At 64.7% G+C, this 26959-nt stretch carries 24 protein-coding genes; 13 read left to right on the plus strand and 11 right to left on the minus strand.

Going from position 1 to position 26959, the window contains the following annotated elements; genetic code table 11:
• On the plus strand, positions 1-637 hold a 637-nt coding region (locus tag PMI15_RS13770; protein ID WP_007869855.1), incomplete at its 5' end, for a uracil-DNA glycosylase family protein.
• A 1-nt stretch (position 638) separates the two neighbouring features.
• Here PMI15_RS13770 and PMI15_RS13775 read toward each other — a convergent pair.
• Positions 639-1529, minus strand: a complete 891-nt coding sequence (locus PMI15_RS13775; RefSeq protein ID WP_007869857.1) for a DMT family transporter — start codon at positions 1527-1529, stop codon at positions 639-641.
• Between the two features lie 81 nt (positions 1530-1610).
• On the opposite strand from PMI15_RS13775, the gene pyrF reads away from it, so the two are divergent.
• Positions 1611-2450: an orotidine-5'-phosphate decarboxylase gene (gene pyrF / locus PMI15_RS13780; protein WP_007869859.1), complete on the plus strand. Its 840-nt coding sequence runs from the start codon at positions 1611-1613 to the stop codon at positions 2448-2450.
• A gap of 223 nt (positions 2451-2673) precedes the next feature.
• Here pyrF and PMI15_RS13785 read toward each other — a convergent pair whose 3' ends face one another.
• The 5 genes from PMI15_RS13785 to PMI15_RS13805 form a co-directional block, all read right to left on the minus strand.
• Positions 2674-3492, minus strand: coding sequence for an amidohydrolase (locus tag PMI15_RS13785; protein WP_007869862.1), 819 nt, complete (start codon positions 3490-3492; stop codon positions 2674-2676).
• A gap of 43 nt (positions 3493-3535) precedes the next feature.
• The gene (locus PMI15_RS13790) at positions 3536-4543 is read right to left on the minus strand and encodes an NAD(P)-dependent oxidoreductase (protein WP_007869865.1); all 1008 of its coding nucleotides are present in this window, start codon (positions 4541-4543) and stop codon (positions 3536-3538) included.
• 32 nt (positions 4544-4575) lie between these two features.
• On the minus strand, positions 4576-5625 hold the full coding sequence (locus PMI15_RS13795) for a LacI family DNA-binding transcriptional regulator (RefSeq protein ID WP_007869867.1): 1050 nt from the start codon (positions 5623-5625) through the stop codon (positions 4576-4578).
• Positions 5626-5790: 165 nt separating this feature from the next.
• Positions 5791-7725 carry a TRAP transporter large permease subunit gene (locus tag PMI15_RS13800; protein ID WP_007869869.1) on the minus strand — a complete coding sequence of 645 codons (1935 nt, stop codon included), beginning with the start codon at positions 7723-7725 and terminating at the stop codon, positions 5791-5793.
• 2 nt (positions 7726-7727) lie between these two features.
• Positions 7728-8756: a TRAP transporter substrate-binding protein gene (locus PMI15_RS13805; RefSeq protein ID WP_007869872.1), complete on the minus strand. Its 1029-nt coding sequence runs from the start codon at positions 8754-8756 to the stop codon at positions 7728-7730.
• A 480-nt stretch (positions 8757-9236) separates the two neighbouring features.
• Between PMI15_RS13805 and PMI15_RS13810 the strand changes: the two genes are divergently transcribed.
• The 8 genes from PMI15_RS13810 to PMI15_RS13845 all read left to right on the plus strand — a co-directional run bounded on the left by PMI15_RS13810 (position 9237) and on the right by PMI15_RS13845 (position 16901).
• On the plus strand, positions 9237-10790 hold the full coding sequence (locus PMI15_RS13810) for an ABC transporter substrate-binding protein (protein WP_081499616.1): 1554 nt from the start codon (positions 9237-9239) through the stop codon (positions 10788-10790).
• Between the two features lie 21 nt (positions 10791-10811).
• A complete protein-coding gene (locus PMI15_RS13815) occupies positions 10812-11906 on the plus strand; it encodes an ABC transporter permease (RefSeq protein ID WP_238541123.1) in 1095 nt (364 codons plus the stop codon).
• Positions 11903-12817, plus strand: coding sequence for a nickel transporter permease (gene nikC / locus PMI15_RS13820; RefSeq protein ID WP_007869883.1), 915 nt, complete (start codon positions 11903-11905; stop codon positions 12815-12817). The genes PMI15_RS13815 and nikC overlap by 4 nt, the downstream gene beginning before the upstream one ends.
• The gene (locus PMI15_RS13825; RefSeq protein WP_007869886.1) at positions 12814-13662 is read left to right on the plus strand and encodes an ABC transporter ATP-binding protein; all 849 of its coding nucleotides are present in this window, start codon (positions 12814-12816) and stop codon (positions 13660-13662) included. The genes nikC and PMI15_RS13825 overlap by 4 nt, the downstream gene beginning before the upstream one ends.
• Positions 13659-14450, plus strand: coding sequence for an ABC transporter ATP-binding protein (locus PMI15_RS13830; protein WP_007869890.1), 792 nt, complete (start codon positions 13659-13661; stop codon positions 14448-14450). Before PMI15_RS13825 ends, PMI15_RS13830 begins: the two co-directional genes overlap by 4 nt.
• Positions 14451-14523: 73 nt before the next feature.
• Positions 14524-15495, plus strand: coding sequence for a dipeptidase (locus tag PMI15_RS13835; RefSeq protein ID WP_007869892.1), 972 nt, complete (start codon positions 14524-14526; stop codon positions 15493-15495).
• Between the two features lie 28 nt (positions 15496-15523).
• Positions 15524-15970, plus strand: a complete 447-nt coding sequence (locus PMI15_RS13840; RefSeq protein ID WP_007869895.1) for an acyl-CoA thioesterase — start codon at positions 15524-15526, stop codon at positions 15968-15970.
• A 16-nt stretch (positions 15971-15986) separates the two neighbouring features.
• Positions 15987-16901 (plus strand): EamA family transporter, encoded by a 915-nt coding sequence (locus tag PMI15_RS13845; protein ID WP_007869898.1) that lies wholly within the window; start codon positions 15987-15989, stop codon positions 16899-16901.
• Here the strand turns inward: PMI15_RS13845 and PMI15_RS13850 are convergent.
• Positions 16876-17814 carry a LysR substrate-binding domain-containing protein gene (locus PMI15_RS13850; protein ID WP_007869901.1) on the minus strand — a complete coding sequence of 313 codons (939 nt, stop codon included), beginning with the start codon at positions 17812-17814 and terminating at the stop codon, positions 16876-16878. The two genes, PMI15_RS13845 and PMI15_RS13850, sit on opposite strands and share 26 nt — an antisense overlap.
• Before the next feature lie 108 nt (positions 17815-17922).
• On the opposite strand from PMI15_RS13850, the gene PMI15_RS13855 reads away from it, so the two are divergent.
• Entirely contained in the window at positions 17923-18567 is a 645-nt protein-coding gene (locus PMI15_RS13855; RefSeq protein WP_007869904.1) for an NAD(P)-dependent oxidoreductase, read from the plus strand.
• A gap of 140 nt (positions 18568-18707) precedes the next feature.
• On the opposite strand, the gene PMI15_RS13860 is transcribed toward PMI15_RS13855, so the two are convergent.
• On the minus strand, positions 18708-19637 hold the full coding sequence (locus PMI15_RS13860; RefSeq protein ID WP_007869907.1) for a DMT family transporter: 930 nt from the start codon (positions 19635-19637) through the stop codon (positions 18708-18710).
• Positions 19638-19712: 75 nt separating this feature from the next.
• Complete coding sequence (uvrA, locus tag PMI15_RS13865; RefSeq protein WP_007869910.1) at positions 19713-22781, minus strand: excinuclease ABC subunit UvrA; 3069 nt, start codon at positions 22779-22781, stop codon at positions 19713-19715.
• Positions 22782-23033: 252 nt separating this feature from the next.
• Between uvrA and PMI15_RS13870 the strand changes: the two genes are divergently transcribed.
• Both PMI15_RS13870 and ssb read left to right on the plus strand, forming a co-directional pair.
• Entirely contained in the window at positions 23034-24266 is a 1233-nt protein-coding gene (locus PMI15_RS13870; RefSeq protein WP_007869913.1) for an MFS transporter, read from the plus strand.
• A 54-nt stretch (positions 24267-24320) separates the two neighbouring features.
• Positions 24321-24821, plus strand: a complete 501-nt coding sequence (gene ssb / locus PMI15_RS13875; RefSeq protein ID WP_007869915.1) for a single-stranded DNA-binding protein — start codon at positions 24321-24323, stop codon at positions 24819-24821.
• Positions 24822-24958: 137 nt separating this feature from the next.
• Here the strand turns inward: ssb and PMI15_RS13880 are convergent, their stop codons facing one another.
• Together PMI15_RS13880 and PMI15_RS13885 are read right to left on the minus strand one after the other, a co-directional pair.
• A complete protein-coding gene (locus PMI15_RS13880) occupies positions 24959-25363 on the minus strand; it encodes a hypothetical protein (RefSeq protein ID WP_007869917.1) in 405 nt (134 codons plus the stop codon).
• Positions 25364-25407: 44 nt separating this feature from the next.
• Positions 25408-26958: an ankyrin repeat domain-containing protein gene (locus tag PMI15_RS13885; protein ID WP_007869920.1), complete on the minus strand. Its 1551-nt coding sequence runs from the start codon at positions 26956-26958 to the stop codon at positions 25408-25410.
• Position 26959 lies beyond the last annotated feature (1 nt).

Here is a 26959-nt window from a genome sequence, read left to right on the forward strand (position 1 = left end):
GGCCCCCCTGCCGCAGGCCACGCCGGCGGCGGCCCCCGTGGTGCGCGAAGCGCCGCCGCCGGTGCGCACCCCGCCACCTCGCGCGCCGGTGGCCGCGCCGCCCGCCGAAGCGCGTGAAGCCGCCGCACCCAATATCTCAGGCGCCTGGAGCATGGGCGCGGCGCAGGCTTTGTATGCCGAGGCCGCCCATGCCGAAGGCGCGCGCTGGCTGGTGCTGGCCGAGACGCCGGCGGCCGCGCTGCAGCGCGAACCCTTCAATCCCTTCGAGGGCGATGCCGGCAAGCTGCTCGACAACATGCTGCGCGCCGCCCGCCTGCACAAGGCCGGCGTGGTGCTGTTGTCGCCACTGGTGCGCGGCGCGGCGGCCGGCATGGGCGCCGCCCTGCCCGAGGCGCTGCCGGCCCTGCTGGCCAGCGCCCAGCCTGACGTGGTGCTGGTCATGGGCCGGCTGGCCGCGCAGGCCTTGCTGCAATCGGGTGAGCCTTTCGGCAGGTTGCGCGGCCAGGTGCACACCCTGCACGGCGCCCAGGCGGTGGTGACTTATGACGCCACCTATTTGCTGCGCAACCCCTCTGACAAGGCCAAGGCCTGGGACGACCTGTGCCTGGCCATGAGCCGGGTCGCCATGACGGCTTGATTCAGGCTTTGGCGCTGCCATCCCGGCTGGGCGCCAGCACCGACGCGATCGCCGCCACCATCAGCAACACCGCGGCCCAGTCCTGCCAGTGCAGCACCTCGCCCAGGCCCAGCGCGCCTGAAAACACACCCAGGATGGGAATCATCATCACGCTCAACGTAGAGGCCACGGGCGGCAGCGCGCGCGCCAGCGTGAACCAGGCCGCGTGGGCAAAACCGAAGATCAGCACCGCGTTGTAAACAATCGCCGCCCAGGCCGTGGGCGAAGGCGCTTTCCACTGCGGCAGCTCGAACACCATGCCCAGCCCGCTCATCACCACGGCCGTCATGACCGTCATCCAGAACGAAATCGTCAAGGTCGCGGCCTCAATCGTGGTCTTGCGCAGCAGCTGCGTGCCCAGCGCCCAGACGGCCGCCGCCACCAGCGCGCACAGCACGCCCAGCGGCCGGCCCGTCAGGTTCGTCAGCTCATACCAGAGCAGCAGGGCCACGCCCAGCGCCGCGGCGGCCACGCCCAGCCAGTTGCGGGCTTTGAGCTTCGCACCGAAAAACCAGGCGCCCAGCAGCGCCGAAAAAATCGGCATGGTATAGCCCAGGATGGCGGCGCGGCCGCTGCTCAGGTTTTTCACCGCCAGGATGATGAGCGCATGCCAGACAAACATGTTCGCCGCCGCCAGCCAGAGCAGTTCGCGCCATTTGTCGCGCGGCACAAAAAACGGCACCTTGAGCAGCATCATCGCCAGGCCCAGCACCGGAATGCCCAGCCAGATCGAGATCGCGCGGAAGGTCAGCGGCGGGTAGTCCGCGATGCCCATCTTCATCACCGGCCAGTTCAGGCCCCAGACCAGGGTGAGCAGGACCAGGAGGACGAGTTGGCGTTGGGAGAGTTGCATGCGGGACGGTCTGGTGGTTTGCGCGATTGTCCCGGTTTGGGGCTAAACCTGCTGAAGAGCCACCTTCTTACAATATGGGTTATGAATTTCCTCGACATGCTGGGCGCCGCAGAACGCCAGAACCATTCCATGCTCTGCGTCGGCCTGGACCCGGAACCGACCAAATTCCCCGGCAAGCTCAAGGGCGACGCCAACAAAATCTACGATTTCTGCGCCGCGATCGTCGATGCCACCGCCGATCTGGTGATTTCCTTCAAGCCGCAAATCGCCTACTTCGCGGCCCACCGCGCCGAAGGCCAGCTCGAACGCCTGATGGAACACATGCGCCGCGTTGCGCCCCAGGTGCCCATCATCCTGGACGCCAAGCGCGGCGACATCGGCTCCACCGCCGAGCAGTACGCCAAGGAAGCCTTTGAGCGCTACGGCGCCGACGCGGTCACGCTCTCGCCCTTCATGGGCTTTGATTCGGTTGCGCCCTATCTGAAATACCAAGGCAAGGGCGCGTTCTTGCTGTGCCGCACCTCCAACCCCGGCGGCGACGACTTGCAGAACCAGCGTTTTGCCTCCATCGAGGGCCAGCCGCTGCTGTATGAACATGTGGCGCGCCTGGCGCAAGGGCCCTGGAACCTCAATGGCCAGTTGGGCCTGGTGGTGGGCGCGACCTATCCGGCCGAGATTGAACGTGTGCGCACCGTGGCGCCTACCTTGCCCTTGCTGATTCCAGGCGTGGGCGCGCAGGGCGGCGATGCCGTCGCCACCGTCAAGGCCGGCTGGCGTCCTGGCGCGCCCATCATCGTGAATTCGTCGCGTGCGATTTTGTACGCGTCGTCGGGAGATGATTTTGCCGATGCCGCGCGGCGGGAAGCGGTGAAAACGCGTGATGTGCTGGAGGCGGCCCGGAGCGAAGCTTCGAAGCCTTAGCCCAGGCCTCGCTGTCCTTCTTCCCCGTTCGGGCTGAGGTATCGAAGCCCTTGCTTGTACTGACCGAACGGATGGACTCAGCCGTTCTCTTCAATCTGTGTAAATCTGCGTGATCTGCGGATGATTCTTTTTATCCACAGATTACGCAGATTTACACAGATAAAACCCATCAGGAGGGCTTCGATACCTCAGCCCGAACGGTCGAGGGGCTCAGCACCCCTCATCAAAAGCCATACAACCCAGCCGGGTTGTCGACAAGAATCTTCTTCCGAACCACATCACTCGAAACCCAGGAAAACAACAAGTCATAGAGGTCGACCTCGGAAGGCGGAGGGTTGCGCCCCGGATGCGGCCAGTTGCTGGCCCACAGGCAGCGTTCCGGAAATTTCTCGGCCAGCGTGCGCGCGATCAGGCTCACGTCGTCATAGCCGGGTGGGCCGATCTTCGAGGTCTCGTAGGGCGCCGACAGCTTGAGCCACACCTTGCCGGTGTCCAGCACGCGCAGCAGCGACTGGAAGGAAGGATGTTCAGGTTTGACGGGTTCGAGGAATTTGCCGTTGTGGTCTATCACCAGCTTGCAGGGCAGGCGCTTGAGCATTTCTTCGTGCTCGGGGAAATTGCGGCCATCCAGCTGCAGGTTGACCATCCAGTCCATGGCGGCCAGGCGCGCGGCCATGGGCTCCAGCGACGCCCATTCCAGCACCGGGTTGATCATCATGTAACGCACACCGCGGATGCCGCCGTCGTCCAGGCGCCGCAGCTCGGCATCCGTCACTTCGGGCGCCACCAGCGCGATGCCGCGGCCTGATTTGCCGAGCTGCGCCACGGCGTCCAGCGTGCAGCTGTTGTCAAAACCGTAGGCCGAGGGCTGGACGATGACGGCGCGGCTCAGGCCCAGCGCTTGTTGCACTTCGCGATACTTCGAGACTGGTAGATGCGGCGGCACCCAGGCCACATTGGGCACCATGGGGTATTTGTCTTCGTAGATGTGCACATGGCAATCGCAGGCGCCGGCATAGGTTTTGTTCTGGGTGGCTTGCATGAAAAGAAGGGCTTTCGCAAAAAGTGGGAAGCGGGGGCGGTATTCAGGCCGGCTGCGGCGCTTGCGTGGCCTGTTGCCAGCGTCTGGCCTGCGCCGCGTTCACCGCGCCCCGGGGCGCGCGCCCCTGCAGCAGTTCGGCCACCTGGGCCACGGTTTCCAGGGCCTGGTGTTCCACCGCGGGCGGCGTGAGTCCGCCTATGTGGGGCGATGCGACCACGCGCGGGTGCGCGGCCACGCGCGGCGAGGGCATCTGGTCGGGCGCACGGCCCACGTCGACGGCGCAGCCGGCGATGGTGCCGGCATCCAGCGCGGCGATCAGCGCGTCGTCATCGACCAGGTTGCCGCGCGAGGCGTTGATAAAAAAAGCGCCGGGCTTCATGACCGCGAAGGTGGTGGCGTTCATCAAATTCTCGGTGGCTTCCGTCGCGGCGGCCAGGCAGACCACGTAGTCGGAGCGCTGCAGCAGCGGCAGCAGCTCGACCTGCTCGAGTTCCTTGCGGCCGGTCGGCGTATAGGGGTCGTGCACCACGATGCGCATGCCCAGCGCGAGCGCCACGTCGCAGAGGTAGCGGCTGATCTGCCCATAACCGATCACGCCCAGCGTGGCGCCGCGCAGCTCACGGCCCATGGCGGGCAGCACGGGCCGGCCCGCGTGGTAGTCGGCCGTGGTCGCGCTGATGTGGCGGCTTAAATCAACCATCACGCCGATGATCCATTCGCTGACCGAGGGGATGAAGCCCGCGCTGGCCTGGGTGACCAGCACGCCATGGCGGCTGGCGGCCGGCACGTCGATGTTGCGGATGTCGATGGCGCAGCGCACAAAGGCCAGCAGGCGAGGCAGGCCGGCGAACAGCGCCTCGTCGCCCACCGTCTGTCGGTAGGAAATGATGACCTCGCAATCGGCGGCCAGCGCGGCCAGCTCGGTGGAGGAGAGGTCGGTGTCGCCCGGATTGAAACGCACCTCGGCGATGGCCCGCAGCGCGGCGATCGCGCGATCGCCGAAGTAGTGCCCGAGCTTGCTTTGGGGGTGGCTGACAAAAACCGTTGCCATTCAAAAACCTTGTGTTCAGTTCGTACCAAAAATCAGCGCTCGCGGGCCTGGTATCTCACGGCGGAATCGCGCGCCACCAGCGTGGGCTGGAAGATGTATTCCCGGGTCTCTATGGAAGGGTCGGCCAGCCGGCTCATCACGCGCTCCACCATGACCTGCGCCATTTCGGGCACCGGCAGGCGCACGCTGGTCATGGCCGGGTGCATCAGCGTGGAGAGGAACACGTTGTCGATGCCGATCACAGACACGTCTTCGGGCACGGCCAGGCCCGCGTCGCGAAAGCCCGCCATCAGGCCGAAAGCCATCAGGTCGTTGACGCCTATCACGCCGGTGGGCCGCTCGGGCAATTTGGCCAGCAGGCCGGCCTGGGCGCGGCCGACTTCGCTCATCATGGAATCACCGTACTCATCGACCGGCGTGCCCTCGACGACGCGCGCGCTGCCTTCCAGCCCCGCGCTTTTGGCGGCCGACAGGAAGCCGGCTATCTTCTCGTTACGGCTCATGGTGCGGCCGGCCGGGGTGACAAACGCCAGGCGGCGGTGGCCCAGGTCTATGAGGTGCTGCGTGGCGATGCGCGCCGACTCGAAGCTGTCCACCGTGACGTGGTCGACGATGGAGCGCATATTCGGCGTGGCGCGCCTGTCGTAGCTCACCATCACCATGCCGCGTTCGGCCGCGGCCTCCACGTGCTGCTCGTCGATCAGCGAGGAGATGATGATCACGCCGCGCACGCCGTGGGCCAGCAGGTCGTCGAAGAAGCGCGTTTCCTTGTCCCTGTCGCGGTAGGTGTTGCCGATCATGATGCGAAAGCCGTAGCGCTCTTGCGCCAGGGTTTCGATCTCGCGCGCGATGAAGCCATACATGGGGTTGGCCATGGACGGCACCAGCAGGCCTATCAGCGGCGTGTAGCCGGTCTTGAGCTGGCGCGCCGTGGAGTTGGGCCGGTACTTGAGCTCGGCGATCGCGGCTTCCACGCGCGCCAGCGTCTCGGCGGCCATGCGGTTGGCACGGCCGTTGAGCACGTTGGACACGGTGCTGGTGGAAACCCCGGCCAGGCTGGCGACATCTCGGATCTTGCTCACTTTTTTTCCCTGTCTTTTTTAATGCGTCTGCTGGTTGCGGAGCGTGAAAATGTGAAGAAATCGTAGCGAGCAACCCCGAGGCCGGCAGGAGGACCGGAGCCGTACAAGCGTACGGTGAGGACCGCAGTGCCGGGATCGGGGTGCGCAGTAGATCTATTCGCATTTTCACAGCCCCATACGGGTGGGTAGCCACAACGAGAATTGCGGCACCAGCACCAGCAGGATAAGCGTGACGAACAGCACCGCCAGGTATTTCATCATGGGCCGGGCCACGTCCTTGACGTGCGTGCCGGTAATGGCGCAGGTGGCGAACAAGCCCAACCCGACCGGCGGCGCGAACAAGCCCAGTCCCATGGCAATCACCATGACGGTCCCAAAATGTAATGGATTGACGCCCAGTTGGGAGGCAATCGGCGTCAGCAGGGGCCCGAAAATGATCAAGGCGGGCGCGCCTTCCAGCACGGCGCCGAAGACGATCATGATGAGCACCGAAAGAATCACGAACATGGTGCTGCCGTAGGCGTGCGCAAAACCGATCATGAAGGTCGACAGGTATTGCGGGATCTGCTGTATGGTCAGCGCAAACGACACGCTGGACGCCGCCGCCACGATGAAGAGGATGCCGCCGGCCATGGAGGCCGAGCGAACGAAGAGCTGCGCCACCGACTTGACCGTGAGCTCGCGAAACGCCATCCAGCCCACCACCAGGGCATAGACCACGGCAAAGGCCGAGACCTCGGTGGAGGTCGCCACGCCTGAGGTCACGCCCTTGCCTATCATGGCCACCATCACCAGCGCCACCATGGCGCCGCCCAGCAAGCGGAACATCGGCGTGCGCACGTCAAAGGCTTCGTCGGGGTTGATGCGCGTGCCCACATAAACCGTCACCGCCGCCAGCGACAGCGCCAGCACCGCCGCCGGCACCAGCCCGGCCATGAAGAGGCCGGCAATCGAGATGTTGGCGACAAAACCCATGATGATCATGTTGATGCAGGGCGGAATCGTCTCGGCCATCACGGCCGTGCAGGCCAGAAGGCCCGCGGTCTCGTTCGGGTCCTGTTTGGTCTTGCGCACCGCCGGCATGATGATGCCGCCCACCGCGGCGATGTCGGCCAGCTTGGAGCCCGACACACCCGAGAAGAAGGCGGTCGCCGTGATGGTGATCAGCCCCAGCCCGCCGCGCACCCGGCCGAACATGCGCAGCAGCAGCTCGATGAGGCGCGAGGACATGCCATTGGCTTCCATCAGCAGCCCGGCCAGCACAAAGAAGGGAATCGCCAGCAGCACATAGTGGTCGGTGCCCGCCATCACCTGCTGCGAATACACCAGCATGGGCAGGGATGGGTCGGCCATGAAGAACACCAGCGAGGACAGGCCCAGCACAAAGGCAATCGGCACGCCCAGCAGCAGCCCGCCCAGGAAGCCGGCGGTCAGCAGCATCCAGGGCTTGACGGCCAGGCCGGGGAGCAGCATGTTCCAGCCCACCACTGCCGCCACCATGGCGATGCCGATTCCCAGCGTGGACCAGACCACGCGCGAAGGGCCGTTGACGGCGTTGGCGATGCCGAACAGCGTCATGAACAGGCTGCCGATCACGACGGGGAAGGTGTAAATCCATTGCGGCAGGCCTATGGGCGTGGTGCTGGACCAGGAGTCCACCAGCAGGCCGACCGACGAGACGAAGAGGCTGGCCGAAACCCCCACGATGATCCAGCTCGCGAACTGGATCAGCGCCGGTTGCCAGCGCGCGGGCAGGAGGCCGCGGAAGATGTCCACGCCCACGTGCTGGCTGCGCGCCAGAACGGTTGCCGCGCCGAAAAACACCAGCACGATCATCAGCGCGCGCGCCACTTCCTCGGCCCAGTCGAAGGGCTCATGCAGGAAGTAGCGGAACACCACCGAGGCAAACACCACCAGCACGTCGACGGCCAGCACCACGCCCGCGACGTACTCGGTCATGCGCATCAGCCAGGCCAGCCATCGGCCGGGCGAATGGCCGACGCTGAAGCCGGGCGCGGACGCGTGCGCCGGGTTGTGGGACGAAGCTTGGGGGCTGGCGGCTGCGGCCCCGGGCAAGGCCGCCGACAGGCTGGCTTCCATGCTCAGCCCCGCGCCGCGCTGATGGCCGTGAACAGCGGCGCGGTTTCAGGGTATTGCTTGGCGAAGCCGGCCCAGAGCCTGGTTTCCATTTCCTTGCGTACCTGGTCGCGCTCGTTTTTGGCCATGGGCGTGAAGCTGATGCCCAGCTTTTTCAGGTCTTCTATGCCCTGCAGGCCTTTGTCGGTGCCGGTCTTGCGCAGTTGCACGGTCGAATCGGCGGCGGCCTTCATGAAAGCCGGGCGCAGCTCAGCCGGGATCCGGTCTATGCCGCGCTTGCCCATGATGCAGACCATGGGGCTGAACAGGTGCTCCGTCATCCAGCAGTGCTTGACCACCTCGTTGAGCTTGCTGGCCAGTACCGTGCCTGAATCATGTTCAAAGCCGTCGACCACGCCGGTCTGCGCGGCCATATAGAGCTCGCCGAAGGAAATCGGCGTGGGGATGGCACCCATGATCTTGAAGGTCTCGATAAAGGCCGGCGTCGGCAGCACGCGCAGCTTGACGTTCCTGATGTCGGCCAGCGACTTGACCGGCTGCTTGGTATAGACGTTGCGGGCGCCGTAGTGCGCGCTCCAGGTGATGACCTGGCAGCCGGTGCTTTTCTGCAGCATCTCGTTGAGTTTGGCGCCCACGCCGCTGTCCAGCGCCTTGGCCACGTGCTCGTAGCTGTCGAACAGGTAGCCCAGGTCCAGCATGCCCAGCTGCGGCGTCACCGTGGCCCAGATGGACGAGCCGGTCAGCATCATGTCGATGGAGCCGACCTTGACCTGCTGCACCACGTCGCTTTCCTTGCCGAGCTGGTTGTTGGGAAAGTAGTCGATGCGGATCTTGTCGCCCACGGCCTTCTTGAGGTTGGCCTCCATGAGCTGCTGCCAGGCGAAGTGCGAGGAATTGAGGTCAGGCAAATGCGCGGACGACAGGCGCAGCGCGACAGGGGATTGGGCTTTGGCCATGCCAGAAAAACCGGTCGCCACGGCAACGGAGGCGGCGGACGTGGCCTGGACAAAGCGGCGGCGTGAAAGTGAACTCATGGTTGTCTCCTGATGTGTTTTTTGCGATGCGCGGGCGATTTCGGCGTTCTTTGTAGAACGATTTACTGTATCGTTACACCAAATTTCACGTCAAGCCGGTACGGCAGGGTTTTTGGTAGGTGTTTTCCTCCGTAAACACAGGTTTGTGAAGCGCTGGCGCCGGATGGGAAAGCGTTCGAACCTGCTGGGACGGCGTGGACGCCCCTTTTTGGTTCATCCGGCAATCGCGGAAAACCCGGGTGTTGACGGGGCCCGGTAGCGGCGCAGAATGCGTCAGGCAAGTCTGGCTTGTATGTACAAGTTGCCGCGGCAACAACCGGGGTGCATGGGCACGGTTCGTGCTCATCCCCTGGGCTTCCGGGCGCAGTCGCCACAAGCGGTGCAGCGCATTCTTTTTGAACCGTCCAACAGAAGGAAACCATCTTGAACCACCTCCCCCTCTTCAGCCGCCGCGTCCTTTGCGCCACCGCAGCCGCCGCCATGCTGGCCTGCGGCGCCGGCGCCGCGCTGGCCGCCACGCCCAAGGACACGCTGGTGCTGGCCTTCGGCTTTGACGACATCATCACCATGGACCCGGCCGAGGCCTTCGAGTTGTCCGCCGGTGAAGTCATGGGCAATACTTACGATCGCCTGCTGCGCCTGGACGTGAACGATCCGTCCAAGCTGGTGGGCGACGTGGCCAAGTCCTGGAGCGTCTCGGCCGACGGCAAGACCTATACCTTCGAGATCAAGCCCGGCCTCAAGTTCGCCTCGGGCAACCCGCTGACGGCCGAAGAGGTGGCCTACTCGTTGCAGCGCGCCGTGATGCTGGACAAGTCCCCGGCCTTCATCCTCACGCAGTTCGGTTTCTCCAAAACCAACGTCAAGGACAAGATCAAGGCCACCAGCCCGACCGTGCTGACCATGGAGACCGACAAAGCCTATGCGCCAACCTTCGTCTTCAACTGCCTGACGGCCAATGTGGCCGGCATTGTCGACATGAAGCTGGTGCAGTCCAAGGAGGTCAACGGCGACTGGGGTTATGCCTGGCTCAAGACCAACTACGCCGGCTCCGGCCCGCTCAAGCTGCGCGAGTGGCGCGCCAATGAGATCGTGGCGCTGGAGCGCAACGACAACTATTACGGCACCAAATCCAAACTCGCGCGCGTGATCTACCGCCACGTGAAGGAATCGGCCACACAGCGCCTGCTGCTGGAAAAAGGCGATATCGACATCGCCCGCAACCTGAGCCCGCAGGACATCGCGGCGCTTTCGGCCAACAAGGACGTGAAGCTCACCTCCACGCCCAAGGGCACGGTCTACTACATCAGCCTGAACCAGAAGAACCCCAACCTGGCCAAGCCCGAGGTGCGCGAGGCCATGAAATACCTGGTCGACTATGGCGCCATCGGCGACACCCTGGTCAAGAACATCGGCGTGATCAACCAGAACTTCCTGCCCCAGGGCCTGCTGGGCGCGAGCACCGAAAAGCCCTACAAGCTCGACGTGGCCAAGGCCAAGCAGCTGCTGGCCAAGGCCGGCCTGCCCAACGGCTTCAAGGTGACCATAGACATGCGCACCATACAGCCGGTGCAGGGCATCACCGAAGCCTTCCAGCAGACGGCCAAGCAGGCCGGCATCGACATCGAGATCATCCCCGGTGACGGCAAGCAGACGCTGACCAAGTACCGCGCGCGCACCCACGACATGTACATAGGCCAGTGGGGCGCCGACTACTGGGACCCGCATTCGAATGCCGACACCTTCACGCGCAACCCCGACAATGCCGACGACGCCAAGGCCAAGCCCCTGGCCTGGCGCAATGCCTGGGCGATTCCCGAGCTGACCAAGCAGTCGGACGCCGCCGTCTTGGAGCGCGATGCCGGCAAGCGCAAGAAGATGTACGAGGACCTGCAGGCCGAGTTCCGCAAGACCAGCCCCTTCATCATGCTGTACCAGCAGACCGAAGTGGCGGCGGTACGTAGCAACGTGGACGGCCTGAAGCTGGGCCCGACCTTCGACAGCAACTACATGTTCAACGTGTCCAAGCGCTGATAGCTGTTAGCTCCACCGACTTTGGCCATCCCCGATCCCACGGCTGCCGGCATGGCGCCGCTCACCACGGTGAGCACGCGCACGGCCGGCCAGCGCCTGGCACCCCATGCCAGAAGTTTCGGCAACTTCCTGGTGGTGATACTGCTCACCTACCTGGGCCTGCTCGCCGTGACCTTCTTCATCGGCCGGGTGATTCCCATAGATCCGGTGCTGGCCATCGTGGGTGATCGCGCACCGGCCCATGTGATCGCGCGCGCGCGCGAAGAATTGGGCCTGGACAAGCCGCTCTACCAGCAGTTCTATATCTACCTCGGCAAGGTGCTCAAGGGCGACTTCGGCACCTCGGTGCTGACCGCCAACCCGGTGATGACGGACATCAAGCGCGCCTTTCCGGCCACGCTGGAGCTGGCCAGCCTGGGCATATTGATAGGCGCGGGCCTGGGCGTGCCACTGGGGGTATGGGCGGCCGTGCGGCGCGGCAAGCTGGTGGATCAGGTGGTGCGCGTGATAGGCCTGGTCGGCTATTCGGTGCCCATCTTCTGGCTGGGGCTGATGGCGCTGGTGGTGTTGTATGCGCGCCTGGGATGGGTGTCGGGGCCGGGCCGCATCGACGTCAGCTACGAATACACGCTCACGCCGGTCACCGGCCTGCTGCTGCTGGACACCGCCATGGCCGGCGAGTGGGAGGCTTTCCGCAATGTGTTTTCGCACCTGATACTGCCGGCCTCGTTGCTGGGCTATTTCGCGCTGGCCTACATCAGCCGCATGACGCGTTCCTTCATGCTCAATGAGCTCGCGCAGGAATACGTGATCGCCGCGCGCGCCAAGGGCTTGTCGGAGTCGCGCATCATCTGGCGCCACGCGCTGCGCAACGCCATGGTGCCGCTGGTGACGGTGATCGCGCTGTCCTATGCCGGCCTGCTCGAAGGCTCGGTGCTGACCGAAACCGTGTTCGCCTGGCCGGGCTTGGGTCTGTACATCACCAACTCGCTGCAGAACGCCGACATGAATGCGGTGCTGGGCGGCACCATCATCGTGGGGTCGATTTTTGTGGGGCTGAATTTACTCTCTGATGTCTTGTACAAGCTTCTCGACCCAAGGACGCGCATCCGATGACTTCCAAGGCCGCATCCTTGCGCAACTGGCTGGACACCGACAGGCCCACCTCGCGCCGCCAGGCCTTTATGGGCCGGGTCTACCACGGCTGTCGCGATTTTTCGCGCAACCGGCTGGCCATGCTGGGCCTGCTCATCGTGCTGGCGCTGGTGCTGGTGGCGATGTTTGCCGAGCTGCTGGCGCCTTATTCGGCCTATACCGGCGACCTGCGCACCACGCGGCTGCTGCCGCCCTCGTGGACGCACTGGTTCGGCACCGACGACCAGGGGCGCGACATTTTTTCGCGCATCATCATCGGCTCGCGCATCACGCTGATGGTGGTGATCCTGGTGGCGGTGCTGGCCGCGCCGCTGGGCCTGATCGTCGGCACCGTGGCCGGTTATGCCGGCGGCTGGGTCGATGCGGTGCTGATGCGCATCACCGACATCTTTCTCGCGTTTCCGCGCCTTATCCTGGCGCTGGCCTTTGTCGCGGCGCTGGGGCCCGGTATACAGAACGCGGTGATCGCGATTGCCATCACCTCCTGGCCGCCTTACGCGCGCATGGCACGGGCCGAAACGCTGACGATACGCCAGACCGACTACATCGCCGCCGTGCAATTGCTGGGCGCCTCGCCCTGGCGCATCGTGCTGGGCCACATCATGCCGCTGTGCCTGTCCTCGGTGATCGTGCGCGTGACGCTGGACATGGCCGGCATCATCCTGACGGCCGCCGGCCTGGGCTTTTTGGGCCTGGGCGCGCAGCCACCCATGCCGGAGTGGGGCGCGATGATCGCCAATGGCCGCCTTTATGTGCTGGACCAGTGGTGGGTGGCGGCCGCGCCCGGCGCCGCGATTTTTATTGTGAGCCTGGCCTTTAACCTGCTGGGCGACGGCTTGCGCGATGCGCTGGACCCCAAGGCCGCCAAATGACGGACGCCAACGTTCCCCTGTTGGTGGTTGACGATCTGCGCGTCAGCTTTCCGCGCCGCGACGGCGGCATGACCGAAGCAGTGCGCGGCGTGTCTTTCACGCTGGGCCGCGAGCGCCTGGGCATCGTCGGTGAGTCGGGATCCGGCAAGTCGCAGACCGGCCGCGCCATCATGGGGCTGACCGCGCCTGAAGGCCGCATCAGTGCCAGGCGCCTGGCGTTTTCCGGCACGGACCTGCTCCACTGCGCGCCGGCGCAACGCCGCGCGCTGCGCGGCGGCCGCATCGCCATGGTGCTGCAGGACCCGAAGTTTTCGCTGAACCCCGTCATGACCATAGGCGCGCAGATCGTGGAGACGCTGCAGGCCCACACGCGCGTGTCGTCGGCGGAAGCCAAAAAACGCGCGCTCGCCGCGCTCGAGTCGGTGCGCATCGACGACCCGGCGCGCGTCTTCAAGCTGTATCCGCATGAGGTCTCGGGCGGCATGGGCCAGCGCGCGATGATTGCCATGATGCTGATCGCCGACCCCGACCTGCTGATCGCCGACGAGCCCACCTCGGCCCTGGACGTGACGGTGCAGCTGCAGGTGCTGTCCATACTCGACACCCTGGTGGCCGAACGCGGCATGGGCCTGATCCTGGTCTCGCACGACCTGCGGCTGGTGTCCACCTTCTGCGACCGCATCCTCGTGATGTATGCCGGCCGCGTGGTGGAAGAGCTCGCCGCCGGCGGCCTGGCGAATGCGCAGCATCCCTATACACGTGGCCTGATGGCCTGCCTGCCGCAACTGGGCGCGTCCACCCATCCGCTGGCCACGCTGGACCGGAAACCGGAGTGGGCGCTGTGAACGCGGCGACCGGACCCAAGGCGCTGGGCCTGGAGGCCAGCGGCCTGCGTGTGGAATACGACGGTTTTGTCGCGGTGGCCGACACCTCCTTCAGCGTGGCTCCCGGCGAGAGCTTCGGCATCGTCGGCGAATCGGGTTCGGGCAAGTCCACGGTGCTGCGCGCCATCTGCGGGCTGGCGCCGCGCACGGCCGGCACGGTCAAGCTGCTGGGCCAGGACAGCGCGCCCGGCAGCAAGGCCTTCAGGCGCCAGGTGCAGATGGTGTTCCAGGATCCCTATGGTTCGCTGCACCCGCGCCACACGGTGGACCGCATCCTGGCCGAGCCGCTGGCCATCCACGGCATCCTGGGTGCGGAAGGGCGCATAGAACGCGCGCTGGAGGAAGTGGGCCTGGGCACGGGCTTTCGTTTTCGTTACCCGCACCAGCTTTCGGGCGGGCAGCGCCAGCGCATTGCGATCGCGCGGGCCTTGATCCTGGAGCCGCAAATCCTGCTGCTGGACGAACCCACCTCGGCGCTGGACGCCTCGGTGCAGGCCGAGGTGCTCAACCTGCTCGAAGAGCTGCGCCGCCGGCGCGGCCTGACTTTCATCATGGTGAGCCACGATCTGGCCGTCGTCACCCATTTGTGCGAGCGGCTCATGGTGATGCAGCGCGGCCAGACGGTGGAGATGCTGCCTTCGGCCGACCTGGCGGTGCGCAAGGTCAGCAATGCCTACACGCTGAGCCTGATGGAAGCCTCCACCGGTTTCAAGCGCCGCGCCGAGGCCGGGGTGCCCACCACGGCGTAGTGGTGGCTATTCCTGACTGGCGCATCGGGCGGGCGCGTGCTTTAATTTCCTTTCACCCACGGAGGCCTCCGACATGATCAACTGGGAAGCCCATGCCTGCCTGCCGCTGCACCCGGCGGCCGATTTTTCGCCCATGGACGCCTTGCGCGCCGCCGGCGTCAACTATGTGTCCATCAACGTCGGCATGGACATGAACCCGGTGTCGCAAATCATGGCGGTGATCGCCGCCTTCCGCACCAGGATCGCGGCCAACCCGGATCGCTACCGGCTGGTCTCCAGCGTGGAGGAGATCCGCGAAGCCGCCGCGGCGGGCGTGCTTGCCATCGGCTTTGACCTCGAAGGTGCGATGCCCTTGCAGGAGCACACCGAGATGGTGGCGCTGTACCGCGAGCTCGGCGTGCGGCAGATCCACTTTGCCTACAACCGCAACAACAGCGTGGCCGACGGCTGCCATGACGAGGCGCGCGGCCTCACGCCGCTGGGCGTGCGCATGGTGCGGGCCGTCAACAAGGCCGGCCTGCTCATGGACTGCTCGCACACCGGCCGGCGCTGCAGCCTGGACATCATGGCGGCCTCGTCAAAGCCGGTGATCTTCAGCCACGCCAACCCGCTGGCGCTGGTGGAGCACGGCCGCAACATCACTGACGAGCAGATACGCGCCTGCGCGGCCACCGGCGGCGTGGTCTGCGTCTCGGGCGTCTCAGCCTTCCTCGGCACCGCCACGCCGCACGCCGGCGACATGGCGCGGCATGTGGCCTATGTGGCCGGCCTGGTAGGCGCGCAGCATGTGGGCATAGGCCTGGACATCAGCTTTCGCCAGGACGAGCTCAACGACAACCCGCCCGGCGACTACGACCCGGACTACTGGTGGCCCAAGGCTGCCGGTTACGACCGCAGCGTGCAGCGCATGCGTTATACGCCGGTCGAAACCTGGCGGCTGTTGCCCGAGGCCTTGCGCCAGGTGGGCCTGGGCGCGGCCGAGATCGAGGGCGTGATGGGCGACAATATGATGCGTGTCGCCGGCATCGCCTGGCAGCACGCCTGAACACCCCGCAACCCACCCGCAACCCCACATGTCCTCCATCACGCTTCGTTTCCTGGCCGAACCCAGCACCGTCAACTTCGGCGGCAAAGTCCACGGCGGCACCGTCATGAAATGGATTGACGAGGCCGGTTATGCCTGCGCCACCAGCTGGGCCAAGCGCTACTGCGTCACCGTCTCGGTGGGCAGCATACGTTTTCAGCGCCCCATCATGATCGGCGACCTGGTCGAGGTTGAAGCCCGGCTCGCCTATACCGGCAAGACCAGCCTGAACATCTCGGTGGAGGTGCGCGCCGGCGACATGAAAATCGGCCAGATGGCGGTGATCACCGAATGCCTGGTGGTGTTTGTCGCGGTGGACCTGGACGGCAAGGCCTTGCCTGCCCAGGAATGGCGGCCAGAGACTCCCGGCGACGTCGCGTTGGCCCAGCGCGTCAAGGCGCACCTGGATGCCGCGCGCGCCATGCAGCTAGGCTGAGCCGCCTCATCCGCAGATGCAAAAACTGACAGGCCGCGACCTGGCGGCGGCCCTCACCGTGGTCGTGCTGTGGGGCATCAATTTTGTGGTGATGAAATTCGCGCTGCGCGATTTCACGCCTTTTCAGCTCGGCACCGCCCGCTATGTGTTCGCGGTACTGCCGCTGGTGCTGCTGGTGCGCCCGCCCAGGGTGGCCTGGAAGTGGATCGCGGCCTACGGCCTGCTTCAGGGTGTGGGGCAGTTCGGCATCTTGTTTTTTGCGCTCAAGGTCGGCATGACGGCGGCGCTGGCCTCGGTGCTGCAGCAGACCCAGGTGTTCTGGACGGCGCTGTTCGGTTTTGTGCTGCTGCATGAGAAAGCCAGCCGCCCGCTGCAGGCCGGCCTCGTCCTCGCGGCCCTGGGCCTGGCCTGCTTCGCGCTCAACTACGTGGGCACGGACGGCTTGGGTGCCACCACGCCGCTGGGCTTTGTGCTCACGCTCTGCGCGGCGGCCATGTGGGCCATGTCCAACATCGTGGCGCGGCGCGTGCAACAGGCTTACAAGGATTATTCGCCGCTGGCTTTTGTGGTGTGGAGCAGCCTGGTCGCGGTGCTGCCGTTCGCGGCCCTCTCCTGGGCTTTCGACCCTGAGCCGCTGCGCTGGCACTGGCTGGAGGCGCGCGCCTCAAGCTGGGCCGCCGTGGCCTACCTGGGCTGGGCCGCCACCATCCTGGGTTACGGCCTGTGGACGAACCTGCTCAAGCGCCACCCCGCGAACCGCGTTGCGCCTTTCAGCCTGGGTGTGCCCGTCGTCGGGCTGGCCACCGGCATGCTGGTGCTGGGTGAGGTCGTCACGCCCTGGCAATGGGCCGGCGTCGCCTTCGTGGTGGCCGCGCTGGCCTGCGTGATGCTGGGTGGGCTGGTGTTCAGGCCGCGCCCACAACAGGCTTGAGGTTGGCGGCCTGCGCCTCGCCAAACCAGGCCGCCAGCAGCTCCAGCGTGTAGCGCACCTTGGCCGGCTGCTCGCCGCGCCGCGGCGTGACGGCATACACCGGCATGTCCGCCATGCGCCAGCCCGGCAGCACCGGCAGCAATCGGCCTTCGGCCAGCGCCGTGCGATCGTCCTCGCTCACCGCGATGCCTATGCCCCAGCCCGCCAGGTACAGCGCATGCAGCGCCGATACCTGCGTTGCCTGCACGCGCGGCTCCAGTCGCAGGGTTTGCCGCTCCCCGTCCGGGCCGGTGAGTTCCAGCATGTCGACGCCGGCGGTTTGCGGCCTGCTGGCCAGCCAGTCGTGCTGCAGCAGGTCTCTTGGATGCGCGGGCCAGCCGCGTTCAGCCAGGTAGGCTGGGGAGGCGCAAAGCTGGCGTTTCATGCCACCCAGCTTGCGTGCGACCAGTGATGAGTCCGCCAAGGAGCCGGCGCGCAAGGCGATGTCTATGCGCTCTTCGACCAGATCGATCAAGGTGTCGTCCAGCAGCAGGCTCAGTGTGAGTTTGGGATGGCCGCGCAGCGGTGCCAGCGCTGCTGCCAGCAGGCTGCCGAAGCCGACAGGCGCGGTCAGCCGCAATTCGCCCTCGGGTTCGTCGCGCAGGCGCACCAGCGCCTGTTCGGCCTCGCGCGCGGCGCCTACCATGGCGGCGCAACCGGCGTGGTAGCGCTCGCCGGCTTCGGTCAACGTCAGGCGCCGGGTCGAGCGGTGCAGCAGGGCCAGGCCGAGCGCCTGCTCAAGCTGGCGCAAGTGCTGGCTCACGGCCGAAGGTGTCATGCCCAGGCGGCGCGCCGCCGCCGTGAGTGAGCCCGCCGCCACCACTTCGGCAAACACGGCCATGCGCTTGAGCTGATCCAGGGATTTATCACTCATTGATTAGTTTTACTTCACAGTGTTAGCGAATTTTGCCGTCTATTCATCGACTTGTGAAGCAATCAAACTTATGGCTTCTTCACTTCTTTCATCAACAGAGGAATCTCCATGAACATCGCACTCATAGGCGCCACCGGTTTTGTAGGCGCACCCATACTTTCCGAACTGCTCAGCCGCGGCCATACCGTCACCGTGCTGGCCCGTAACCCCGGCAAGCTCGCCCCGCAAACCGGCCTCAAGGTCGTCGCCGCCGATGCGCTGGACGCCGGCCAGGTCGCCAAGGCTGTGGCCGGCCATGACGCCGTCATCAGCGCCTACAACCCCGGCTGGAGCGAGCCGAAGATTTACGACCTGCACCTGCAGGCCAGCCAGGCCATCGTGGCCGGCGTCAAGCAGGCCGGCGTGAAGCGCCTGCTGGTTGTGGGCGGCGCGGGCAGCCTGTATGTGGCGCCCGGCCTGCAACTGGTGGACACGCCGCAGTTCCCCGCCGAATACAAGCAGGGCGCGCTGGCCGCGCGGGAGGCACTCAACCAGCTCAAACTCGAAACCTCGCTGGACTGGAGTTTTGTCTCGCCTCCGATTGGCCTGGCGCCCGGCGAGCGCAGCGGCAAATACCGGCTGGGTGGTGATGAGTTGCTGCCTGGCCAGGGGGACAAGCCGGCCGGGATTTCTGTGGCCGATTTGGCCGTGGCGATTGTGGATGAGATTGAGACGCCTCGGCATGTGAGGCGTCGGTTTACGGCGGCCAATTGAGCGCTGATTGGCCATGCGGCGCGGGGCTTGCCGGGTCTTGCGCCGGCTTGCGCGCTCTTGCCCTTGGCTGAGGCTTGCTGGCCGGGGGGTGCCCGGCCAGCAGCTCCTGGCAGGGGGCGCGCCCCCAGCAAGAACAAAACTCAAGCAACGACCTTCTCCTCCTTCGTCACCAACCAAATTCCATAACACACCAGCACCAGCGCGACCCCGTTTTTCCACTCGAGAAAGCGCTCATCCAGAAACAGCGCCGACAACATGGTCCCGAAAATCGGCACCATGAAGTTGAACACGGTGATCATGCTCACGCGGTTGTACTTCAGCAAAATCGTCCACAGCGAAAACGCGGCCGAGGACAGCACCACGAGGTACACCATCAGCAAGGTGGACTGGAGGGTGAAGCCCGCCAGCGAACCGCCAGTGGCAAAGCCGATGAGCAGCAGGGCCAGGCCGCCAATCGCCAGTTGCCAGCCGGTCAGCACCACCGAGTCCACGCGCTGCGAGACTTTCTTGCCGTAAATGCTGGCGGCCGAGAGCACAAAGGCGGCGATCACCACAAAACCTTCACCGAGCAGCGTGAAGTCGAAGCTGAGCAGGCTTTCGCTGAAGTTCACCACCATCACGCCAGCAAAGCCCACCACGCAGCCCAGCACCTTGTTGAAGCTGAGCCTGTCGTTCTTGTAGAGGCAGTGCGCCAGCAGCACGCTGAAAAAAGTGCCGGTCGCGTTCATGATGGAGCTCTTCACGCCGGTGGCATAGGCCAGGCCTATGTAGAAGAACACATACTGCAGGCTGGTCTGTGTCAGGCCCACGATCGCGACCTGGCCGAATGTCCGGCGGTCCAGTTGGAACACCGGCTTGCGGCTGATGAGGGCAAATACCAGCAGCACCAGGCCGGCAAAAACAAAACGCCAGCCCGCGAACACCAGCTTGGAGGGAATGTCATCGGCGGCGATGTGGAACAGTGCATAGCCGTTCTTGATCGCCGGGTAGGCGCTGCCCCAGAGCAGGCAGCACAGCGAGGCCAGCAGGAAAACGATTTTGCGCTGGGTAAAAAAGGTGGAGCTGTTCAAAACCGGAATCCGTTGAAAAAAAGAAAAGGCGCGGCCTGAGCGCCGCGGGCGCCCAGGCGCGGCAAACAAAAAAGCCTAGAGCAGGCGCGCGAGATAGCGCCCGGTATGGCTGGCCGGGTTTGCAGCGATGTCTTCGGGCGTGCCCACGCCCACCACGGTGCCGCCGCCGGCGCCGCCTTCGGGGCCCATGTCGACCAGCCAGTCGGCCGTCTTGATGACGTCCAGGTTGTGCTCGATCACGACAATCGTGTTGCCCGCGTCGCGCAGCTGGTGCAGCACCTTGAGTAGCAGGTCGATGTCGGCAAAGTGCAGGCCTGTGGTCGGCTCGTCGAGGATGTACAGCGTGCGGCCGGTGTCGCGCTTGCTCAGTTCCAGCGCGAGCTTGACGCGCTGCGCCTCGCCGCCCGAGAGCGTGGTCGCGGCCTGGCCCAGCTTGATATAGGACAAGCCCACGTCCAGCAAGGTCTGCAGCTTGCGCGCGATGGTGGGCACGGCCTTGAAGAACTCGGCCGCGACTTCCACCGTGAGGTCCAGGATCTGCGCGATGTTCTTGCCCTTGTACTGGACTTCCAGCGTCTCGCGGTTGTAGCGCATGCCCTTGCAGACGTCGCAGGGCACGTACACATCGGGCAAAAAGTGCATCTCGACCTTGACCACGCCGTCGCCCTGGCAGGCTTCGCAACGGCCGCCGGCGACGTTGAAGGAAAAGCGTCCCGCGCCGTAGCCGCGCTCGCGGGCGGTGTTCATCTCGGCCATCAGCTCGCGTATCGGCGTGAAGAGGCCGGTGTAGGTGGCCGGGTTGCTGCGCGGTGTGCGGCCTATCGGCGACTGGTCGACGTTGATGACCTTGTCGAAATGTTCTATGCCTTCGATGGACTCGTGCGCGGCGGGCTCTTCATGCGCGCGGTACAGCGTGCGGGCCACGGCGGCGTACAGCGTGTCATTGACCAGCGTGGACTTGCCCGAGCCGGAGACGCCGGTCACGCAGGTGAGCAGGCCCACCGGGAACTCGACGCTCACGCCCTTCAGGTTGTGGCCGGTGGCGTTGATGACGCGCAGCGCCTGCATGTCGCCCAGCGTGGCCTGGTGAATGGCTTCGCGCGCGGCACGGCGTTCGGCGGCCGGGCTTTGCGGAAAGCGCGAGGCTTTTTTCTTCTCGGCGGCTTCCACCGCCTTGGTGGTCGGCAGCCAGGGCGTGCGGCGCTTGGGCACGGCGATCTTCAGCGTTTGCGCCAGGTATTTGCCGGTCAGCGAATCGGGGTTGTTCTTCACCTCGTCAAACGTGCCCTGGGCCATCACGCGCCCGCCGTGGATGCCGGCGCCCGGCCCCATGTCGATGACGTGGTCGGCCGCGCGGATCATGTCCTCGTCGTGCTCGACCACCAGCACGCTGTTGCCGATGTCGCGCAAATGCTTGAGCGTGCCGATCAGGCGGTCGTTGTCGCGCTGGTGCAGACCTATGCTGGGCTCGTCGAGCACATACATCACGCCGGTCAGGCCCGAGCCAATCTGCGAGGCCAGGCGTATGCGCTGCGATTCGCCGCCCGACAGCGTTTCGGCGCTGCGGTCCAGGCTCAGGTAGTTGAGGCCCACGTCGTTGAGGAATTTCAGGCGCAGGCCGATCTCGCGCACCACCTTGGCCGCGATCTCGGCCTTGGCGCCCTCCATCTTGAGGACATTGAAGTACTCAAAACTCTCGCGCAGCGTCGCGTGGCTGATCTCGAAGATCGCCTTGCGTTGCGGCTGGGCGCCGCCCTCGGGCGCGCTGACCAGGTAGACATGGCGCGCCTCGGTGCGCAGCCGCGTGCCTTCGCACTCGGGGCAGGGCTGCACGCTGCGGTAGCGGGCCAGCTCCTCGCGCACGGCGGCGGAGTCGGTCTCGCGGTAGCGGCGTTCGAAGTTGGTGATCACGCCTTCAAAGGGGTGCTTCTTGCTGATCTTCTTGCCGGCGAAGTTGCCCGAGTCCATCACATAGCTGAACTTGATTTCTTCCTCGCCCGAGCCGTGCAGCACGACCTGCTGCACGTTGTCCGGCAGGTCCTCAAACGCCGTGTCGATGTTGAACTTGTAGTGCTTGGCCAGGCTTTCCAGCATGGCGAAGTAATAGCCGTTGCGCCTGTCCCAGCCCTTGACAGCGCCGCTGGCCAGGCTGAGCGAAGGGAAGGCCACCACGCGCGCCGGGTCGAAAAACTCCATGTGGCCCAGGCCGTCGCAGGTCGGGCAGGCGCCCACCGGCGAGTTGAAGGAAAACAGCCGCGGCTCCATCTCGCTGAGCGAGTAGTCGCAGACCGGGCAGGAGAACTTCGCGCTGAACAGGTGCTCCTTGCCGGCGTCCATCTCGAGCGCGAGGGCCTTGCCGTCGGCCAGGCGCAGCGCGGCCTCGAAGCTTTCGGCCAGGCGTTGCTGCAGGTCGGCCCGCACCTTGACGCGGTCTATCACCACGTCGATGTTGTGCTTCTCGGTTTTCTTGAGCTTGGGCAGTTCGTCGAACTCGTAGGCCGTGCCGTCGACGCGAAAGCGCACATAACCCTGGGACTGCATTTCGGCGAACAGGTCCACGAACTCGCCCTTGCGGTCGCGCGCCACCGGCGCCAGGATCATCAGCTTGGTGTCTTCCGGCAGGGCCAGCACCGTGTCGACCATCTCGCTGACGCTTTGCGCCTGCAGCGGCAGGTCGTGGATGGGGCAGAACGGCGTGCCGGCGCGCGCGAACAAAAGGCGCAGGTAGTCGTGGATCTCGGTCACCGTGCCCACGGTGGAGCGCGGGTTGTGCGAGGTGGCCTTCTGCTCGATGGAGATCGCGGGCGACAGGCCCTCGATCATGTCCACGTCGGGCTTGTCCATCAGCTGCAAAAACTGGCGCGCGTAGGTAGACAGGCTTTCGACGTAGCGGCGCTGGCCTTCGGCATACAGCGTGTCGAAGGCCAGTGACGATTTGCCGGAGCCGCTCAGCCCGGTGATGACCACCAGTTGGTTGCGCGGGATGTCCAGGTCGATGTTCTTGAGGTTGTGCGTGCGCGCGCCGCGAATGCTGATGCGCTGCGCCGCCAGGGCCTGGGCCAGGTAGCGGGCCGGGGGCTCAGCCACGTGACGGCCTTCTGCGGCCTGGGAGGCGAGGTATTTGCTGTCGTCGGGAGAGTTCAAGATGTGGCAGCCGCAAAACTCTCCATCATAGACCGAAGCACCGTTTCAAGCACAATAGCCGCTTAGAACCTATTCGCGGCCCCGTTTAGACCGTGAACAGGTTCTTAGGCAAGGTCCGGGCGGCCGGGGTTTGCCGCGCCACGGCGGCCGAATTCCCGGTTTGCCCCTGATTTGGGCCGCCTTTTGCCCGGTTTTGAGTCTTTTTTGCCTGTTTATCCCTTGTCCCAGCCCTCCGTCCCCCCGTCTTATCCCATGACCGCCACCGAGCGCCGCGCCAGCGCCTCGCTGGCGTCGATTTTTGCGCTGCGCATGCTGGGCCTGTTCCTGGTGCTGCCGGTGTTCGCGCTGGAAGCGGCCCGATACCCGGGCGGCGACGACCCGGCCCGCGTCGGCCTGGCCATGGGCATTTACGGGCTGACCCAGGGCCTGCTGCAGATTCCCTTCGGCATTGCCTCGGACTGGTGGGGCCGCAAACCTGTGATTATTTCCGGCCTGGTGATATTTGCCCTGGGCAGTTTTATCGCGGCCTGGGCACCCGACCTGGACTGGCTGGTCGCCGGCCGGGCGCTGCAGGGCGCGGGCGCGATTTCGGCGGCCGTCACCGCGCTTCTGGCCGATTCCACGCGCGATGAGGTCCGTACCAAGGCCATGGCGCTGGTGGGCAGCAGCATCGCGCTGATGTTCGCCCTCTCGCTGCTGGTTGCGCCCCTGCTGGCGGCCTCCATCGGCCTGCACGGCCTGTTCGCCCTGACCGGCGCGCTGGCCTTGGGCGGCATCGCGGTGGTCCTGTGGTGGGTGCCGCCCGAGCCAGTGGTGCATGTGAACCGCCCGCGCGGCAGCGTGCTGGAAGTCCTCAAGGACCCGGCCCTGCTGCGGCTGGACTTCGGCGTTTTTGTGCTGCATGCGGTGCAACTGGCCATGTGGGTGGCGATACCGGCTCTGCTGGTGGCGGCCGGCCTCGACAAGGCCCGTCACTGGCAGGTCTACCTGCCGGCGGTGCTGGCGTCCTTCCTGGTGATGGGGGTGACGCTGTTTCCGCTGGAGCGGCGCGGCTACCTGCGCGCCGCGTTCCTGGGCGCCGTGGGCCTGGTTTCTGTGGTGCAGCTGGGCCTGCTGTGGGTGGTGTCCTCAAGCCCGGCGCCGCAGGGCCTGGGCCTGCTGACCGCCTTGCTGTTCCTGTTTTTCTGCGGTTTTAATGTGCTGGAAGCCACCCAGCCCAGCCTGGCCTCCCGCGTGGCGCCCGCCCATGCGCGCGGCGCCGCGCTGGGGGTGTACAACACCCTGCAGTCGCTGGGCTTTTTTGCCGGCGGCGCGGTCGGCGGCTGGATCACCAAAACCCATGGCGCGGCGGGGCTTTTTATGCTGTGCGGCGGGCTGATGCTGGCCTGGCTGCTGGTGGCCTGGCCCATGCGGGCGCCCGGGCGCCATGCCGCACCGGTAGCCCCGGCTGGCGAGGCCCTGCCGGGCCGGCCAGTTAAACTGTGAGGTATTCATAAATAGCAGGGCCTCGCCCTGTAGATCAGCTCAGGAGAACCCCTCATGGCATCCGTCAATAAAGTCATCGTCGTCGGCAATCTGGGCCGCGACCCCGAAATGCGCAGCTTCCCGAGCGGCGACCAGGTCGCCAACGTCACCATCGCCACCACCGACAGGTGGAAAGACAAGCAGACCGGCGAAATGAAGGAAGCCACCGAATGGCACCGCGTGGTGTTCAACGGCCGCCTGGCCGAAATCGTCGGCCAGTACCTGCGCAAGGGCTCGCAGGTCTATGTGGAAGGTTCGCTGCGCACCCGCAAGTGGACCGACAAGGACGGCATCGAAAAATACACCACCGAAATCCGCGCCGACCAGATGCAGATGCTGGGCAGCCGCCAGGGCATGGGCGGCCCCGGCGCTGACGACGGCGGTGGCGGCGGCTACGAAGCCCCGCGCCAGTCCGCACCCGCGCGCGCGCCGGCAGCGGCCGCACCACGCCAGGCCCCGGCGGCCTCCAAGCAGGCCAGCGGTTTTGACGACATGGATGACGATATTCCGTTCTAAATACGGAAAACCGGCTTTTTTGTGGGTAAAGGCCCGCACTTCATAGGGAGTGCGGGCTTTTTCTTTACCAACACAAAGATTCGGGGTCTACCGCGTACTTGGTGACAGCACGATTTCAAGGGTATGCGTGAGTCCCTTTATTCGGATGAGCTGTCCAATACATAAACAGAAACGTCACCGTTGTCGTTCAACAAAAGCTTCGTCTCAAAAAACCGGGCATCCAGATGCTTGTACCTAATGCCCTCACTGTCTATGGCCTCTAGCGCCAACGTCAAGACCGAGCCTTCAAGAGAGTAATTGAAAGGCCACTCGCCCATGTCAGCCCTCCTTGAATGGAAATAGGTGCCGGTTCCATCGGCATTCAGCTTGATCACGACCTCCATGAATCCTTTGGTGCTTTTCTCATCAATCCATTCGCCGTAAATTTCAGAGGCTGAATTAACTTCGCTGGTGTTTGGCCAAAGCTCTCTCAACTCCTCCTGGCTCGGTGCCTTCATTAAATTGTTTGCGGCTTCCACGGCTTTGGACAAAATGCGTGACATGGCTTTCTCCTGAAGGATGGTCGAAATAGTGGTCAGCAGTAGAACTAGATTTCCGCAAGGCGCGCTTCAACCGTCATCAGCATATTCACCGCATCCGTGCCTTTGTTGTTGTGCCTGATGTGATGCTCAAGAAGCGTCTTGGCTTTCTCCAGGCGTGCTTGAGTTGGCAACCAATGCGGCATGAGGGTTTCTGCCGCCGCGATATGGCCTTCATCCAATGCCTTCAGCATGGGGTCATCGCTTTTTTGGCTCAGCGCAGATTCATGGAGTTCAATGGCATTGGGATTGGCGCCGCGCTTGAGCAGCATGCTGACGAGTTCAATACTCCCGTTCGATGCTGCCTTGTGCAGAAGCGTCACCTTGTCGGTGCCAGTCGCGTTGACATTGCACCCAGCATCCAGCAACAGTTCAACCACGTCGGTATGGCCATCACTCGCTGCGGCAAGTATTGGCGGTTCGGGCTCGCAGAAATCGAAAGCCGCATACGGCGTATCCAGATCAAATCCCTCTTTTGTCAGTGCCTTGATCTTGGCTAGGTCATGCCCACGAATGGCCTTGTAAAGATCGCGGGGCAAGTCACCGGTGTAGGCATCTGATGGTGGTGAGGAAATCATGCCCCGCGCCTTCAGGTAATCCACCGCACCCTTGATGTATCCAAGCTTCCAGTAGAGATTTTTCCCATCTTCCTGTTTGACGTTGAGATCCAGCCCCATCGAATCGGCAAAGGCCAGAAATGCCGGAATTTCTTCCTGGCTGTGCGTTCGCAGGTCGAGCAATGCCGGCACGCCGTTGGCGTTCAACACGGACGGATCTGCACCATGTTCCATCAGCAGCTTGCAGGCGTCCTGGTGCCGATAGACGATTGCATAGTGCAGTGACGTTTGCCCGGCAGCGTTTCTGAGCGTGAGGTCCGCACCGGCCTTGACCAGCATCTCAATGACGTCAAGCGATTTGTTGTTGATGGCGAGATGCAGCGGCGTTCTTAACCCGTCCTCTTTGATTCGCTTGTCAGGCGTCTGGACGTTCACATCGGCGCCCGCTGCAATCAACTGCTTGACGATGGGCTTCTTGTCATGCAGCACCGCTAGATGGATGGGGTACACACCGGGCCGTACTTCCTGGTTCGGGCTGATGCCCTTGGCCAGAAGCCGTTTGATTTCCGCCGACTTGCCTTTTTCCAGTGCCGTGAGGAACGCAAAGTCGTCGTCGAACTCGGCCACGGCGGCCACAAACTCCGCCTCTTTCGCCTTGGCCTTGCCGATGCGAACCAGCTTGGTGACACTGCCCGTGCGGCTGTCGTCGATGCTGGCGCGCAAGTGCGTGGCCCCCAGTTCGATCAACTCGTTCAGCAGCGTCTGGCTGTCCAGGCCCAGCTCCATGAACCGCAATTCCAGGCGTCGGCCAAAGCGCTCCAGGCGCTCAACTTGAATCCGTTCACCCGCGTGCGGCTGAACACAGCGCAAGCCCAGGGCGCTCAAGGCCTGGCTGGCGGCATCCCACCCATCACCGGAAGCCAGCTTGAAGGCTTCCAGCCAGCGCTGGCTGCTGTCGGCGTCTTCAAAACAGAGGGTGGCAATCGTTCTTACTTCTGACATG

The sequence above is a fragment of the Polaromonas sp. CF318 genome (assembly GCF_000282655.1).
Lineage (GTDB): Bacteria > Pseudomonadota > Gammaproteobacteria > Burkholderiales > Burkholderiaceae_C > Polaromonas.